The 14,636-nt window shown below is 70.4% G+C and carries 15 protein-coding genes; 8 read left to right on the top strand and 7 right to left on the bottom strand.

The genetic code is table 11. The features are described 5' to 3' along the window. Nucleotides 1-308 precede the first annotated feature (308 nt). Complete coding sequence (locus FBZ89_RS22845) at nt 309-2,375, top strand: M3 family metallopeptidase (RefSeq protein WP_145752462.1); 2,067 nt, start codon at nt 309-311, stop codon at nt 2,373-2,375. A gap of 150 nt (nt 2,376-2,525) precedes the next feature. Here the strand turns inward: FBZ89_RS22845 and FBZ89_RS22840 are convergent, their stop codons facing one another. From FBZ89_RS22840 to FBZ89_RS22815, 6 genes are all read right to left on the bottom strand, one after another. Then, complete coding sequence (locus FBZ89_RS22840) at nt 2,526-3,851, bottom strand: GntP family permease (RefSeq protein ID WP_211115321.1); 1,326 nt, start codon at nt 3,849-3,851, stop codon at nt 2,526-2,528. Between the two features lie 123 nt (nt 3,852-3,974). Then, nucleotides 3,975-4,946 carry an L-histidine N(alpha)-methyltransferase gene (gene egtD / locus FBZ89_RS22835; protein WP_145752458.1) on the bottom strand — a complete coding sequence of 324 codons (972 nt, stop codon included), beginning with the start codon at nt 4,944-4,946 and terminating at the stop codon, nt 3,975-3,977. Then, on the bottom strand, nt 4,943-6,253 hold the full coding sequence (egtB, locus tag FBZ89_RS22830; protein ID WP_246172476.1) for an ergothioneine biosynthesis protein EgtB: 1,311 nt from the start codon (nt 6,251-6,253) through the stop codon (nt 4,943-4,945). The genes egtD and egtB overlap by 4 nt, the downstream gene beginning before the upstream one ends. 237 nt (nt 6,254-6,490) lie before the next feature. After that, nucleotides 6,491-6,748, bottom strand: a complete 258-nt coding sequence (locus FBZ89_RS22825; protein WP_138918527.1) for a hypothetical protein — start codon at nt 6,746-6,748, stop codon at nt 6,491-6,493. Nucleotides 6,749-6,887: 139 nt separating this feature from the next. Continuing rightward, the gene (locus FBZ89_RS22820) at nt 6,888-7,163 is read right to left on the bottom strand and encodes a hypothetical protein (protein WP_040843939.1); all 276 of its coding nucleotides are present in this window, start codon (nt 7,161-7,163) and stop codon (nt 6,888-6,890) included. Nucleotides 7,164-7,210: 47 nt separating this feature from the next. Then, the gene (locus tag FBZ89_RS22815; protein WP_088873524.1) at nt 7,211-7,366 is read right to left on the bottom strand and encodes a DUF3309 family protein; all 156 of its coding nucleotides are present in this window, start codon (nt 7,364-7,366) and stop codon (nt 7,211-7,213) included. Between the two features lie 401 nt (nt 7,367-7,767). On the opposite strand from FBZ89_RS22815, the gene FBZ89_RS22810 reads away from it, so the two are divergent. The 7 genes from FBZ89_RS22810 to FBZ89_RS22780 all read left to right on the top strand — a co-directional run bounded on the left by FBZ89_RS22810 (nt 7,768) and on the right by FBZ89_RS22780 (nt 13,455). Further along, nucleotides 7,768-8,151, top strand: a complete 384-nt coding sequence (locus FBZ89_RS22810; protein ID WP_145752456.1) for a GlsB/YeaQ/YmgE family stress response membrane protein — start codon at nt 7,768-7,770, stop codon at nt 8,149-8,151. Nucleotides 8,152-8,190: 39 nt separating this feature from the next. Further along, nucleotides 8,191-8,376, top strand: coding sequence for a DUF3008 family protein (locus FBZ89_RS22805; RefSeq protein ID WP_145752455.1), 186 nt, complete (start codon nt 8,191-8,193; stop codon nt 8,374-8,376). A gap of 142 nt (nt 8,377-8,518) precedes the next feature. After that, nucleotides 8,519-8,896 carry a hypothetical protein gene (locus FBZ89_RS22800; RefSeq protein WP_145752453.1) on the top strand — a complete coding sequence of 126 codons (378 nt, stop codon included), beginning with the start codon at nt 8,519-8,521 and terminating at the stop codon, nt 8,894-8,896. A gap of 73 nt (nt 8,897-8,969) precedes the next feature. Further along, complete coding sequence (locus tag FBZ89_RS22795) at nt 8,970-9,209, top strand: hypothetical protein (protein ID WP_145752451.1); 240 nt, start codon at nt 8,970-8,972, stop codon at nt 9,207-9,209. Further along, the gene (locus tag FBZ89_RS22790; RefSeq protein WP_145752449.1) at nt 9,206-10,609 is read left to right on the top strand and encodes a TolC family protein; all 1,404 of its coding nucleotides are present in this window, start codon (nt 9,206-9,208) and stop codon (nt 10,607-10,609) included. Before FBZ89_RS22795 ends, FBZ89_RS22790 begins: the two co-directional genes overlap by 4 nt. Beyond that, nucleotides 10,606-11,964 (top strand): multicopper oxidase family protein, encoded by a 1,359-nt coding sequence (locus tag FBZ89_RS22785; RefSeq protein WP_145752447.1) that lies wholly within the window; start codon nt 10,606-10,608, stop codon nt 11,962-11,964. Before FBZ89_RS22790 ends, FBZ89_RS22785 begins: the two co-directional genes overlap by 4 nt. 75 nt (nt 11,965-12,039) lie before the next feature. After that, on the top strand, nt 12,040-13,455 hold the full coding sequence (locus tag FBZ89_RS22780) for an MFS transporter (protein WP_145752445.1): 1,416 nt from the start codon (nt 12,040-12,042) through the stop codon (nt 13,453-13,455). A 213-nt stretch (nt 13,456-13,668) separates the two neighbouring features. On the opposite strand, the gene FBZ89_RS22775 is transcribed toward FBZ89_RS22780, so the two are convergent. Next, complete coding sequence (locus tag FBZ89_RS22775; RefSeq protein WP_145752443.1) at nt 13,669-14,619, bottom strand: NAD-dependent epimerase/dehydratase family protein; 951 nt, start codon at nt 14,617-14,619, stop codon at nt 13,669-13,671. Nucleotides 14,620-14,636: the final 17 nt, after the last annotated feature.

Here is a 14,636-nt window from a genome sequence, read left to right as displayed (position 1 = left end):
TTCCACCATTCCCTGATGAAGGGGAAACCGTGGCGCCTGACCGCCCCCCTGTCGACTGACGCGTCATGGGTACCCCGTGCGGGCGAACTTGGGGGCCGGGCGTGAGGCCTCCCCTGGGATCGCCTGGAATGATAGGCGGTGGCATCCGTTCATGCGCGGGCTCATCCGCATAGATTCCACCACGGGGGCGCGGCCCATGCCCGCCCACCGGCGCGCCAACCCGCCCTCTCATAATTGCGCGATGGGCATCCCATATGGGACGGTGGACCTGAAACCGGCACGCCTAGACCAAGGACTTGAGCGCACCCATGAGCACCACGCCCACCGACACCGCCGCCGGCACCGCTGACAACCCCTTGCTGGCCACCACCGGCCTGCCCGCCTTCGACGCGGTCAAGCCGGAACATGTGGGCCCGGCGCTGGAGGCCGCCATCGCCCGGCACGACGCCGTTGTCCAGGCCGTCATCACGGGAGGCGACCGCGGTTTCGACGCCGTCTGCCGCGCCATGGAACAGGCGGAGGCTGACCTGTCCGACCTATGGGCCACGGTCAGCCACTTGCACAGCGTCGCCGACACGCCCGAACTGCGCGCCGCCCATGCCGCGGCGCTGGAGCGGCTGATCGGCTATTCCTCCTCCGTCGCGCAGAACCCGGACCTCTACGCCGCCTATGCGGCCGTGGACCTGTCCGTCCTGGGCGCGACGGAGCGGCGCCTGGTGGAACTCAGCCTGCGCAACTTCAAGCTGGGCGGAGTCGCCCTGCCGCCGGCCGAGCGGGAACGCTTCGCCGCCCTGCAGGTGGAGCTGGGCCGGCTGCAAACCGCCTACAGCAGCGCCGTGCTGGACGCGACCGAGGCCTGGGTGGAGCACATCACCGACGAGGCCCTGCTGGCCGGCGTGCCCGAGGCCGACAAGGCCATGCTGGCCAGCCTGGCGGCGGCGCGCAACCTCGACGGCTGGGCCGTCACCCTGCACCAGCCCTCGGTGCGCGCCATCCTGACCTACGCCGACAACCGCGACCTGCGCGCCCGCGTCTACCGCGCCTATGGCACCCGCGCCTCCGACCAGGGCCCCCTCGACCAGAAAAACGGGCCTGAGACCTTGGACAACAGCGACCGCATGGGCGCCATCCTGGCCCTGCGGCGCGAGGCGGCGGCGCTTCTGGGCTTCAATGACCCGGTGGACCTGTCACTGGCCACCAAGATGGCGCGGTCGGGTGCCGAGGTCGTGGACTTCCTGCGCGACCTGGCCCGCCGCGCCCGCCAGCCGGCGCTGGCCGACAAGGCGCAGCTGGAGGCCTTCGCCCGCGACACGCTGGGCATCGACGCGCTGGAGCCCTGGGACAACGGCTATGTGGCGGAGAAGCTGCGCCAGGCGCTGCACAGCGTCGACGACCAGAAGATCAAGGCCTACTTCCCCCTGCCCCGCGTGCTCGACGGCCTGCTGGCCCTGCTGCGCGACGTCTTCGGCATCACCCTGACGCAGGAGGAAGGCACGCGCGTCTGGCACAAGGACGTGCGCTACTACACCCTGTCGCGCGACGGCGTGCCCTTCGCCGGGCTGTACATGGACCTGTTCGCCCGCACCGGCAAGAAAGGCGGCGCCTGGATGGCGGTATGCCGCGCGCGCCTGAAGCGCCAAGACGGAACCCAGCTGCCCGTCGCCTACCTCAACTGCAACTTCGCCCCGCCGGCGGGGGGCAGGCCCAGCCTGCTGAGCCATGGCGACGTGCTGACCCTGCTGCACGAGATGGGGCACTGCCTGCACCACGTGCTGAGCGAGGTCGATTATCCCTCCATCAGCGGCGTCACCGGCTTCGAGTGGGACGCGGTGGAACTGCCCAGCCAGTTGCTGGAGAATTTCGCCTGGGACCGGCAGATCCTGCGCTCCATGTCCGGCCATGTCGACACCGGCGAGCCCCTGCCCGACGCGCTGTTCGACGCCATGCTGGGGGCCCAGCGCTTCCAGGCGGCGCTGGCGCTGCTGCGCCAGGTGGAATTCGCCCTGTTCGACCTGCAGATGCACCTGGACGCCGGGATCACCGACGCCGCCGGCGTCCAGGCCCTGCTGGAGCGGGTGCGGGCGGAGGTGGCGGTGCTGACCCCGCCGGAATGGCACCGCTTCGCCCACGCCTTCACCCACATCTTCGCCGGGGGCTACGCCGCCGGCTATTACAGCTATCTCTGGGCGGAGCGGCTGTCGCTGGACGGCTTCGGCAAGTTCCTGGAGGGCGACAGGGCGGCGGCCGGCGAGGCCTTCCGCGCCCAGGTCCTGGCCGTGGGCTCCTCCCGCCCCGCGCTGGACAGCTACATCGCCTTCCGTGGGCGCGAGCCGGAAAATGATGCGCTGCTCAAGCGGTACGGTCTGGCGGCTTAGTTCGCCCTCAGGCGGCGGGCGGGTCCATCCGGGCCCTTGCCTTCCTCGCTCTCCAATCCCCTACGCTCCCCGGAAAGCTCCGGCGCCCGCGGTCGCGGGCTACCAATAGCGCGGGAAGGTTCCCACGCTATTGGCTTTTGGGGCCCAAGATCAAAAAAGGTGGCTGGCGGCCAGCACCAGGATCAGGCCGGTGACGGAGACGATGGTTTCCATCACCGACCAGGTCTTCAGCGTGTCGGCGGTGCTGAGGCCCAGGTAGTTCTTCACCAGCCAGAAGCCCGGATCATTGACGTGGGAGAAGAACAGCGAGCCGGCGCCCACGGCCAGCACCAGCCATTCCGGCGCCACCCCGGACGTGGCCGCGACCGAGGTCAAGGCACCGGAGGCGGTGATGGTGGCGACGGTGGCGGAGCCCGTGGCCAGGCGGATCATCACGGCGATGCCCCAGGCCAGCAGGATGGGCGACACCGCCCCCTGCTCGGCGAAGCGCGCCAGCGTGTCGGCCAGCCCGGCCTCCACCAGCACCTGCTTGAAGGCTCCGCCGCCGGCGATGCTGAGCAGGATGCTGGCCGCTGGCGTCATGGCCTCATGCCACAGCGCGTCCCAATCGACCGGCTTACCCCCACCCCACGTTCCAGGGCTGAAGAAGGCGGCCAGGGCCACCAGGTTGGCCAGCAGCAGGGCCACCGGCGGGGCACCCAGCAGGGACAGCACGGGCCCATGGCTCAGCGCCGGCACCGCCTTGGCGGCGATCAGCACCACCGGCAGCAGGATGACGGCCAGCGCCGTCCAGGGTGAGGGCAGCGGCCTGTCCGGCATCTCTACCCGGGCGCCATCCCCGCCAGCGACATGGGGTGTGATCAAGCCGGCGAACACCGGCCCCGCCAGCACGGCGATGGGCAGGCCCAGCAACACGCCCAGCACCAGGGTCGGCCCCACGCCGGCGCCCAGCTGGTCCACCGCGATGATGGGCCCGGGATGCGGCGGCACCAGGGCGTGCAGCACCGACAGCCCGGCTAGCGCCGGCAGCATCAGCAGCAGGCGCTGCCGCCCGCCCCGGTCGCCGGTAATCGGCAGGGCCGCGATGATGGGCAGCAGCAGGACGACGCCGGTTTCGAAGAAGAGAGGTAAGCCCAGCACCAGGGACGCCAGCAGACAGCCCCACGGCCGCCAGCGCGGCCCCACCGCCCCCACCGTGGCATTGGCCAGGGCGGCGGCGGCGCCGGAGACCTTGAGCATGGCCCCCAGGGTCAGGCCCAGGGCCACCACCAGGCCCGCCCCGCCCATGATGTCGCCGAAGCCCTTCTGAAGGGCGGCCAAGGCCCGATCCGCAGGCATCCCCCGCGCCACCGCCAGGGCCAGCGCCGCGCACAGCAGCGCCAGGAAGGGGTGCAGCTTCAGCCGGATGATCAGGACCACGGCCAGGGCGATGCAACCGCCCGCCGCCAGGACCAGCCAAAGATCGCCGCCTACCACGCGGCCGCCCCGCGCGATCGGGAACCGGTATCGCCCAACGCCATCGCCCATCCTTCCAGGCCGTTCACTCCCGGACCGGAGCTTCCCTGGCGGGAGCGCTTTTGTCCACCGGTTCCCTTACGCTTACAGCGGCGCCAGCAACCAGTGCAGGCTGAACAGGCCGTCCGGGTCCACCCACACCTGCGTCGGCTCGAACCCCGCGGCCCGGGCCATGTTTTGGAAGGTGGCGGGCGCCAGCTTGTAGGAATCCTCGATGTGGATGCGTTCGCCGGCACGGAAGTGGAAAAAGCGGCCCGCCACGGCGGCGCGCTGTTCGCGCTGGCTGATGAGAAAGATCTCTATCTTCGACTGGTCCTCGTTGAAATAGGCGTAGTGGCGGAAGCCGGACAGGTCGAAGGTGCCGCCCAGCTCACGGTTGATGCGGGCCAGCAGGTTGAGGGAGAAGGCGGCGGTGACGCCCGCGCTGTCGTTGTAGGCGGCCTCCACCACCGTGATGTCCTTGGGAATGTCCACGCCCACCAGCATGGCCCCACCCGGCAGCATGTTGGCGCAACGCGCCAGGAAGGCCGTGGCCGCCACCGGCGTCAGGTTGCCGATGGTCGACCCGGGGAAGAAGCCCACGCGGCGCCGGCCCACGGTGGGCAACGACAGGGTCTGCTGGGTATAGTCGCCGCAGACGGCCACCACCTCGATCTGCGGCATGTCCAGGGCCAGGGCCGCCGCCTCGCGGATCAGCTGGTCGCGGGAGATGTCGATGGACACGTAGGAGGCCGGGCGGTCCAGCGCATTGAGCAACAGGCGGCTCTTACGGCCGTCGCCGGTGCCGAACTCCACCACCTGCGCCTCCGGCCCCGCCAGCGCGGCGATCTCCGGCCCCAGCCGCTGCAACATGGCCAGCTCCGTGCGCGTGGGATAATACTCCGGCAGCTCGCAGATGCGCTCGAACAGGGCGGCGCCGGCCGCGTCGTACAGATATTTGCAGGGGATGCGGCGGATGGGGTGGGACAGGCCCGCCAGCACATCATCGCGGAAGCTGGCCGTGGCCGGCTCAAAATCCACGAAGCTCACGCGATCGATCACGTCCGTCACGGTCATGGCGTCGTCCTCGCAAGTCGAATGCCGGAGAATTGCCAGCGCGCGGCCGGCGGGAAGAAATTGCGGTAGGTTTTGCGCACATGGCCGGCCGGGGTGGCGCGCGACCCGCCGCGCAGCACCATCTGGCCGCTCATGAACTTGCCGTTGTATTCGCCGATGGCGCCGTCGGGCGGGCGGTAACCGGGGTAACCAGTGTAGGCGCTGGCCGTCCATTCCCAGACGTCGCCGTAGAAGCCGGCCACGGTATGGGCGTGGAAACTGCCGTCGTCCCCGGGCCGCTGGCCCGGTTCGCCCGCCGCGATCTCCCACTCCGCCTCGGTGGGTAGGCGGGCGCCTGGCCAGCGCGCCTCTGCCCACTTGGCGTAGGCGTCCGCCTCATACTGGCTGACATGACAGACCGGATCATTGGGATCGATGGCGCGAACGCCGGACAGGGTCTTCACCTGCCACTCGCCATCCTCCGCCCGCTGCCAGTACAGGGGCGCCTGCCAGCCCTGGGCCTGCACGGTGGCCCAGCCGTCGGACAGCCACAGGTCGGGACGGCGATAGCCGCCATCGGCGATGAAATCCAGATACTCGGCGTTGGTGACCACGCGGTCCGCGATTTCGAACGCCTCCAGCCAAACCTTATGGCGGGGGCCTTCGTTGTCGAAGATGAAGTCCTCCTGCCCCGTGGCGCCGATGGCGTAGAGGCCAGCGGGCACGCCGCGCCAGACGATCTCCGCCGCCGTCAGCGCCGGCGTGGCCGGCGCCGGGAAGACGGCCGCCGGGAAAGGGTGTAGCAGCAGGGCGTGCTTGATGTCGGTGATGATCAGTTCCTGGTGTTGCTGCTCATGCTGCAGGCCCAGCTCCAGCAGGGCGGCGGCGCGGGCGTCCACACCCCCGGCCAGCCAGGCATCCATGGCGTGGTCGACATGGGCGCGATAGTCCAGCACCTGCGCCACCGTGGGACGGGACAGCAGCCCGCGCGCGGGGCGCGGCCAGCGCTCGCCCACGCCTTCGTAATAGGAGTTGAAGAGGTAGCGGAAACTGGGGTCGAAGGGCTGGTAGCCCGGGACCAGCGCCGTCAGCAGGAAGGTTTCAAAAAACCAGGTGGTATGGGCCAGATGCCATTTGGTCGGGCTCGCGTCCGGCATGGACTGCAGCGTCTGGTCCTCAGCGGTCAGGCCCCGGGTGCGGTCCAGCGTTTCCTGGCGGACGGCGCGGTAACGCGCCTGGGCATCGGCCGGGCGGTGGCGGCCCAGCAACGACAGAGCGGGCTGCACCGGCGACGCGGCGTCAGCGGGTACCGGAACGGCGAAAGGCACAGGCGAAGTCCCCCTGGTAGGAATAGCCCCGATTGGAAAGGCCAGCGGTCAGCCCCGCGCTGATGCCCCTGCCGATGACTGGATCATGCCGGCGATGCCCCGTATTGCACGGACTACGCGTAATCGCACCGAAACGGGCGACGCCCCATAAGGTTAGGACTCACCAGGGGGATTGCAAGGAAGGCAAACGACGGGAACGGCCCCGGAATACCGCGGCCGTTCCCGAAACGCCTGGGGTCAACGGCTGCACAGCCGGGCCAGGATGAAGCCCGCCGCGCCAGCCAGCGCGATGGCGGTCAGGGGCCGCGCCGCCACGCGGGTACTGACTTCCTGCACGGCGACGTCGCCCTTGGCCTTCGCCAAGTCGGCCGCGGCGTAGGCGCCTTCGCGCAGGGCGTCATAGGCGGTGCGGCCAGCCCGGCTCGCGGCGGCGGCGGTATCCGCCGCGATGTCCGAGGCCTTACCGGTCACGTCGTCGATGCTCATGCTCGCCATGGGACTGATCTCCTTATCGTCTCCGGGATTGGATCGTCTCCGGGATTGGTCCGGGATTGGAATGATGGTGTGAAACCCGCACCGGCGGTGATTTGTTCCCACCGTTCCGCTTGGGGCGGGTACCTCTACCGGGGCGGCCCTACCCCACTTTCCCCGGGCCGGACGGACGCTCAAGTCCGCCCAGGGCCGACAGCGCGTCGCAAACCGCCTTCATCTGTTCGGCGGTTTGCCCCGGGGTGGCGCCGGTCATGCTTTCCTCCGACGCGACCATCAGCAGCTGCAGGTCATGTTCCCAATGCTGCAGCAGCTGAATTTTCTGCTCGCGGGTGTATTGGTCCGACACGACGATATCGTGCGGCCGTTCGAAATGGCTGGAAACGTCGCCCAGAAGGCGACCCAGGTCCTGGCTCATCATCTTGTCCTCCGTCGTTTGGCGTGGGACAGGGGTGCGGAGGTCGGGCGTCAGGCTCTGCCTGTCAGCACCAGGACCAGCACGACGATCAGCACCAGGCCCAGCAGTCCGCTGGGGCCGTATCCCCAGCCGCTGCTGTAGGGCCAGCTGGGCAGGGCGCCGATCAACAACAGGATCAAAATAACCAACAAGACGGTTCCGATCATGACGGGCCTCCTGAACAGGGTTCGGTTGTCAAATCGCTGACGAACCCAACCACGCCGGCAGTCATTTGTTCCGGCTTAGGCCATCCGGACCAGTCCCGGACCAGTCTAGGACTTTGGTCACGGCAGCGAAGCTTTGGCCGAAGCGTGTTCCGGCGAAAGAGGGTCGGACCGTCGGCGGGGAACAAAGGCGGCGGGGCCTGATTTAGACTGCACAAATGACGGCCCGGCCCGGAGGGCAGGCCCAGCGCCCCGATTCCCGCCACCCCATGCCCCGTTCCGTCACAGGGCAGACGACCGTGGGACGGACAGGTCCCGGGGGGCGACGCCGGGACGCGACGCCCCGGGCGTCGATGACCTGGGCGTCGATGACCCGGGCGTCAATGAGATGAAGGGACATCGTCATGCAGCTGTTATTCTGCGTCGGCCTGGGCGTCGTCTTGGGCCTGGTCTGCGGCCGGATCGTCAACGGCCAGCCGGGGTTTTTTACGGTGGAGGCCCTGCTGGGCGCCATCGGCGCCGTCATGGGCGCCTTTTTCTTCGGCGGCCTGGGCGTGCCCGCCAGTGCCCCGGTCTTCCTGCACACGATGCTGTTCGCCACCTTTGGCGCGGTGGCCGCCATGATCACCCTCTATGCCATTCTCATGGCCGTTTATTGGGGCAGCACCTTGTTGCGCGAGTATGAGGAGGAGGAGGGCGACACTGACCCGCCCCCGGCGGAAGCCCTGCCGGTCGCCACACCCCTGGCGGCCGGTGCCCGGCAGATGGAAACCACCATCAGCCTTTAACCCACCCAGCGAATGCCAACCAGCATATGGAGGACATCCATGCCCGCCAAATCCCAGTCACAGCAGAAGGCCGCCGGCGCGGCGCTGGCCGCCAAGCGCGGCGACATCAAGAAAAGCGAGTTGAAGGGCGCCTCCCGCTCCATGGAGAAATCCATGAGTGAGAAGGAGCTGCACGACATGGCGTCGACCAAGCGCAAGGGCAAGGCCGAGCACGTCCGCCACTGAGCGCTCGTCATTCCAGGTTGCGTCCCATGAACGATCGGGGGGCCGGGCGGCGACGCCCAGGCCCCCGATCATTTCCGCGCCCCATCCCCCCTCCTGGTTCTGCCCCCTTGCCGGCGCCGGCCAGGGCGGTATAGTCGGCGGCATGATCCGGCTGCCCCTCCTTCCCTTGCTGGCGTTCCTTGCCCTCGTGACCCTGGTCACGGGCTGGTCGGCGCCCGCGCGGGCGCATGAGTGCGGGCAGGCCATTACGGTGGCCGCGTCCACCGCCCCCGCCGATACCCCCGCCCCACACCCCGTCGCGACCGCCGCCCACGACTGCCATGAAACGGCCGACTGCTGCTGCGCCGGCGGCATGGCGGGCTGTGCCACGGGGTGCGCCGGCCTGCTGGTGCCGTCCGCCCTGCCGGGCGCGGAGCGGACCGCCGCGCCGCTGGTGCTGGCGCCCGCCGGCGACAGCCGGGGTGTCGGCCTGGCCTTGGCGCCCGCCCTGGGGCCGCCCAGACCCAGCCGCATCGCCTGAGGCCCGGGCGCCCCTTGGCGGGGCCCCCGCGCGTTCCCCCGCGACCGGTTTGCCCTTTCTCCCGAGCTTTCCCATGCCCCCATTCCTTGCGCGCGTCGCCCTGCTGGCGACCGTGGCGGGCTGCGCCCCCGTGGCGCCTCCCGCCTTTCCGCCGGAACCCGGCGCCGCCGACGCCGGCGCCCCCGTGACACCTTGGGTCCGGCCCGCCCCGCCCGCCGAGGCGGCGCCCACCCCGGATGCGGCCCCCATGCCGGCCATGCCCGGCATGAACCCCAGCATGGACCATGGTTCCCACCACGGGAGCACGCCATGACCATATCGAAATGGCTGACGCCGCTGATGATGGCCGGCGCGCTGGCCGGCTGCGCCACCGTCCCGCCCGAGGCCGGCTTCCCCGACGTGCAGAAGCAGCTGGCGGCCCGCGTGCCCCAGCGCGTGGCCTGGAACCGCGATGCCGCCGCCGACGCCCAGGCCGGCCAGGCGGTGGCCGCCCTGCTGGCCCGGCCGCTGACCGCCGACGGCGCGGTGCAGGTGGCGCTGCTGAACAACCCCGGCCTGCAGGCAACCTATGAGGATCTGGGGGTAGCCCAGGCCGACCTGGTGCAGGCGGGCCTGTTGCGCAACCCCATCCTGTCCCTGGCCACCGAGTTTCCCACCAAGGGGGCGGAGCCGCCGAAACTGGAATTCAGCGTCGTCGCCAATTTCCTGGATCTGCTGTGGCTGCCCGCCCGACAGAGGGTGGCGGCGGAACGGTTCGAGCAGGTGAAGCTGACCGTCAGCGCCGAGGTGGTGGACCTGGCGGCCGAAGCCCGGGCCGCCTACCTGCGCCACCGCGCGGCGCTGGAGGAGGCGCAGACCCTGGCCCAGGCGCTGGACGCGGCGCAGGCGGCCTATGACCTGATGGTCCGGCTGCATCAGGCCGGCAACGTCAGCGACCGTCGCCTGGCCACCGAACAGGCCGCCCTGGAGGAAACCCGGGTGGAAAGCATGGAGGCCGCCGCCGAGGTCACCGCCACGCGGGAGACGCTGACCCGCCTGATGGGCCTGTGGGGCGCGCGGGCCGATTGGAGCGTGGCCGGCGACCTGCCGCCCCTGCCCCCCGAGGAACCCGGGCTGGCCGCCGTGGAGAGCGCCGTCATCGCCGGCAACCTGAAGCTGGACGCCGCCCGGCGCGCCACCGCCACCAAGGCCTCGGCCCTGGGCCTGGCCGACGCCAGCCGCCTTTGGACCGACGGTGAGCTGGGCGTGGCCGGGGAGCGGGAGACCGACCGGTCCCTGGTCATCGGCCCGTCCCTGACCCTGGCCCTGCCCCTGTTCGATCAGGGCCAGCCGGCCGTGGCCAAGGCGGAGGCCGAGTACCGGCAGGAGGCGCGGCGCACCCTGCAACTGGCCGTGGACCTGCGGTCGGAGGCGCGGGAGGCCCGCGACCGCCTGGTGCGCGCCCGCGACCTGGCGGACCATTACCTGCACACCGTCCTGCCCCTGCAGGACCGGTTGGTCCGCCTGGGCATGGCCGAATACAACTACATGCTGACCAGCCCGTTCGAGGTCATGGCCGCGCGCCAGGCCCGCCTGACGGCCTATCGCCGCTACATCGCCGCCGTGCGCGACTATTGGCTGGCGGACGGCGACCTGATCCGCCTGGCGGGCGGACGCCAGACCATTTCCCAACCCACCCCCAACGAAGCGCCCCAACCGGGAGGCCCGTCATGACCACCTATCTTCCCTGGGGCCGCCGCCAGTTGCTGAAGTCCGCCGCCCTGCTGGGCGGTGCCGGCGCCCTGCTGCGCGGGACACCGGCGGCCGCACAGGACCACGCCCACCATACGGCACCGACCGCGCCCACCGGCGGCCCACGCGCCATGAGCATGGACCGCAAGACGGTGGCGGCGTCGGTCACGCCACCCCGCCCGCCCAGGCTGGTGCCCGGTACCGACCGTCCGGCCACCATCACCCTGAACGGCGGCACCCTGCCCTTCGTCCTGAAGGACGGCGTCAAGGAATTCCACCTGACGGCGCATGAGTTCGAGCAGGAGTTCGCGCCCGGCTTCAAGGTCAAGGTCTGGGGCTACAACGGCAGCAGCCCCGGCCCCACCATCGAGGCGGTGGAGGGCGACCGGGTGCGCATCCTGGTCACCAACAAACTGCCGGAGCCCACCAGCATCCATTGGCACGGCGTCCTTCTGCCCTCCGGCATGGACGGGGTCAGCGGCCTGTCCGCGCCGCCCATCCCGCCGGGGGAGACCTGGGCCTATGAATTCACCCTGCGCCAGCACGGGACCCAGATGTACCACCCGCATTTCGATGAGATGGTGCAGATGGCGGTGGGCATGATGGGCATGTTCATCATCCACCCCAGGGACGCCGGCATCGGCCAGGTGGACCGCGACTACACCATGATGCTGCACGCCTGGGCCATTCACCCCGGCACCTCGCGCCCCGATCCGGCCGTGATGCTGGAACACGACACCTGGACCATCAACGGCCGGGTCTTCCCCGCCGTGGAACATCTGGTGGTCAAGACGGGGCAGCGGGTGCGCCTGCGCATCGGCAACGTGTCCATGCACGAGCATCCCATGCACATCCACGGCCACCACATGTGGGTGACGGGTACCGATGGCGGCATGATCCCGGAAGGCGCCCGCTGGCCGGAGACCACCATCCAGGTGCCGGTGGGCAGCACCCGCACGGTGGAGTTCGTGGCCGACAACCCGGGCGACTGGGCCTTCCACTGCCACAAGACCCACCACGCCATGAACACCATGGGCCACGACATCCCCAACTTCCTGGGCGTCAGCCAGGGTGAGGTGGCGCAGCGCCTGGGCGCGCAGCTGCCGGGCTACATGCCCATGGGCGGCGGCGGCATGGGCGACATGGGGGCCATGACCGGCATGATGCCCGGCCCGGCCAACACCCCGCCCATGATGACCGGCACCGGGCCCTATGGCGGCCTGGACATGGGCGGCATGGTGACGGTGATCAAGGTACGCGACGAGGTCGCCGCCGACTACCGCGACCCCGGCTGGTACAAGGCGCCCAAGGGCACCATGGCCTGGAGGGTGGGGTGACCTAATAGCGTGGGACGGGGGCGGGGCGGCACGCCATAGTCGGCCCCGTCCCCCGCTTCTACCTCGCGTGCCCCCATGCCTGACAGCGCCGCCCCAGCCCGCCACGCCCGCGCCGTCACCTATCTGGTCGCCGGCGCCTTTTTCATGGAGCTGCTGGACGGCACGGTCATCGCCACCGCCATGCCGCGGATGGCGCGGTCCTTCGGCGTGGCGCCGGTGGACATGAACATCGGCATGACGGCCTATCTGCTGGCGCTGGCGGTGTTCATCCCCATCAGCGGCTGGGTGGCCGACCGGCTGGGGCCGCGCACGGTGTTCGGCGGCGCCATCGCCCTGTTCACCCTGTCGTCCCTGCTGTGCGGCCTCAGCCCCAGCCTCTGGACCTTCACCGCCGCCCGCGTCCTGCAGGGGTTGGGCGGGGCGGCCATGGTGCCGGTGGGGCGCCTGATCATCCTGCGCATCACGGAAAAGAAGGACCTGATGCGGGCCATCGGCACCACCGTGTGGCCCGGCCTGGTGGCGCCGGTGCTGGGCCCGCCGCTGGGCGGCTTCATCGTCACCTATGCCGACTGGCCCTGGATCTTCTTCTTGAACCTGCCCCTGGGCCTGGCGGCGCTGGCCATGGCCGTCGCCTGGGTGCCCAACGAGCGCCCGACCGACACCCGGCCCCTGGATGTGAAAGGCTTCCTGCTGTCGGGCGCGGCCCTGGTGGCCCTGGTCTTCGGCCTGGACACCCTGGGCCAGGGCACGCGGGCGCCGGCGCAGGCCGTCGGCGGCATCGCCCTGGGCTTGGCACTGTCGGTCCTGACCATCCGCCACTGCCGCCGCCACCCGGCACCGCTGTTCAAGCTGGACGCCTTGCGCCTGCCGACCTACGCCATCGCCGTCTGGGGCGGGTCGGTGCAGCGGGTGGCCATCGGCACCGTGCCCTTCCTGACCCCGCTGCTGCTCCAGACCGTGCTGGGCCTGGACGCCCTCCAGTCCGGCACCCTGGTGCTGTGCATCTTCGCCGGCAACCTGTCGATGAAGATGGTGACCAACCAGGTGCTGCGCCGCTTCGGCTTCCGCCGGGTGCTGCTGGTCAACGGCGTGCTGATGTCCTTGTCGCTGGCGGCCTGCGGCTTGTTCACGCCGGACACGCCCAAGGCGGTTGTGGGGCTGGTGCTGTTCCTGGGCGGCCTGTTCCGCTCCATGCAGTTCACCGGCCTCGGCACCATCCAGTTCGCCGACGTGCCCAAGGAGGAGGTCTCGGCCGCCAACACCCTGGCCGCCATGCTGGGCCAGCTGACCTCCGGCCTGGGCGTGGTGGCGGGGGCGCTGGCCTTGAACCTGGGCGCCTTCCTGCGCGGCCATCCCCAGGGGCAGTCGGACCTGATTGATTTCCGCAACGCCTTCTTCGTCATGGGGGCCGCCGTGCTGCTGAGCCTCTACGACGCCTGGAAACTGGCGCCCGACGCCGCCCGGAACGTCAGCGGCCACCAGCGCGCCTGACGCGAGGGTGCGCGGTCGACAGCACCGTCCATCTGAGCCAACGCCGCCCTGTTCGGCTACGGCGCCCAGCACGCGGTCTTACCCGGGCTGGGATTACGTTGAACTGATGGTGTGCATTGCCCTTTCCCGGCATCAGTTCAGGTCAGCAGTTCCGGAATCCGCACGCCAAATCATGATGAGGACGGTCACGTCCCGCCGAGGAACCCGGCGGCTTTACAGGGTGGCCAGCGCGGACTCCACCAGGGCGTCCAGGGTGCCGTCATGGTGGAACCCCGCGGCCTCGGCGGCCGGCGTCAACAAGGGCGGATGGGCGCCGAACGCCGCCTCCAGCGCCGCATCGGGGGCATGGACGACCAGGCCGGCGTCGGTCCCCGTGCGATGGGCGATCGCCGCGATTAGGTCCCCCATGGGGACGCGCAGGGCCGGCAGGGTGACGGCGCCGCCGGCGGGCATGAGCGCGCTGTCGATATGGGCGGCGTACAGCAGGTTGTCGATGCAGCGGTCCAGCGACATGGCCCAGAGGGTGGCGGTCGGCGACACCGGGCAGGTGTAGGGCCGCCCGGCCGCCAGGGCATGGAACACGTCGCTCATGAAGGCGGACTTCAGGCCGGTGGCGCCGCCCGGGCGGGCCAAGATGCCGGACAGGCGGACGGCCACCGGATCGACCAGGCCCCGGCGGCGATAGTCAGCCAGCGCCACCTCCACCATCAGCTTGTGCGCGCCATAGGTCATGGCCGGTCGCAGGGGGGTGGCGTCATCGACCAGCGCCGGCAGGGGATGACCCAGCACGGCGATGGTGCTGGTGTAGACCACGCGCGGCGGCGGCGTCCGGCCCCCGTGCGCGGCGGCCATCGCCTCAATCAGGTCCAGCGTGCCGTCCAGGTTCACCTTGCGCGACAGGCCCGGGTCGCGGGCCGCCGCCCCGCCCGGCAGGGCCGCCAGGTGGAACAGCACGTCGGCGCCATCCGCCACCAGCCGGGCGCGCACCGCCGCGTCCGACAGGTCGCCCGCCACCCGCGTGACGCGGATGTCGTCAACCTGTGGCGGTTCCAGGTCAGCCAGCGCCAGCCGCTCCACCCCCCGCCCGTCCAGGCCCTGGGCCAGCAGGCGCCGGGCCAGGTGGCGGCCGACGAAACCGCCGGCACCGGTCAGAATGATCCTCATGGGCGCACCCGCATTTG

It is taken from the genome of Nitrospirillum amazonense, from assembly GCF_007828045.1.
Classification (GTDB): Bacteria; Pseudomonadota; Alphaproteobacteria; order Azospirillales; family Azospirillaceae; genus Nitrospirillum; species Nitrospirillum amazonense_C.
The sequence above is the reverse complement of the archived record's forward strand: the minus strand, read 5'-3'. Positions and strand labels throughout refer to the sequence as shown.

What these genes read in the sequence shown, in the direction of transcription:
- FBZ89_RS22790 (WP_145752449.1), top strand. Translation starts at nt 9,206, where the DNA reads ATGACCATATCGAAATGGCTGACGCCGCTGATGATGGCCGGCGCGCTG.
- FBZ89_RS22795 (WP_145752451.1), top strand. Translation starts at nt 8,970, where the DNA reads ATGCCCCCATTCCTTGCGCGCGTCGCCCTGCTGGCGACCGTGGCGGGC.
- FBZ89_RS22820 (WP_040843939.1), bottom strand. Translation starts at nt 7,163, where the DNA reads ATGATGAGCCAGGACCTGGGTCGCCTTCTGGGCGACGTTTCCAGCCAT.
- FBZ89_RS22805 (WP_145752455.1), top strand. Translation starts at nt 8,191, where the DNA reads ATGCCCGCCAAATCCCAGTCACAGCAGAAGGCCGCCGGCGCGGCGCTG.
- FBZ89_RS22775 (WP_145752443.1), bottom strand. Translation starts at nt 14,619, where the DNA reads ATGAGGATCATTCTGACCGGTGCCGGCGGTTTCGTCGGCCGCCACCTG.
- FBZ89_RS22780 (WP_145752445.1), top strand. Translation starts at nt 12,040, where the DNA reads ATGCCTGACAGCGCCGCCCCAGCCCGCCACGCCCGCGCCGTCACCTAT.
- FBZ89_RS22845 (WP_145752462.1), top strand. Translation starts at nt 309, where the DNA reads ATGAGCACCACGCCCACCGACACCGCCGCCGGCACCGCTGACAACCCC.
- egtD (WP_145752458.1), bottom strand. Translation starts at nt 4,946, where the DNA reads ATGACCGTGACGGACGTGATCGATCGCGTGAGCTTCGTGGATTTTGAG.
- FBZ89_RS22815 (WP_088873524.1), bottom strand. Translation starts at nt 7,366, where the DNA reads ATGATCGGAACCGTCTTGTTGGTTATTTTGATCCTGTTGTTGATCGGC.
- FBZ89_RS22800 (WP_145752453.1), top strand. Translation starts at nt 8,519, where the DNA reads ATGATCCGGCTGCCCCTCCTTCCCTTGCTGGCGTTCCTTGCCCTCGTG.
- FBZ89_RS22810 (WP_145752456.1), top strand. Translation starts at nt 7,768, where the DNA reads ATGCAGCTGTTATTCTGCGTCGGCCTGGGCGTCGTCTTGGGCCTGGTC.
- FBZ89_RS22785 (WP_145752447.1), top strand. Translation starts at nt 10,606, where the DNA reads ATGACCACCTATCTTCCCTGGGGCCGCCGCCAGTTGCTGAAGTCCGCC.
- FBZ89_RS22825 (WP_138918527.1), bottom strand. Translation starts at nt 6,748, where the DNA reads ATGGCGAGCATGAGCATCGACGACGTGACCGGTAAGGCCTCGGACATC.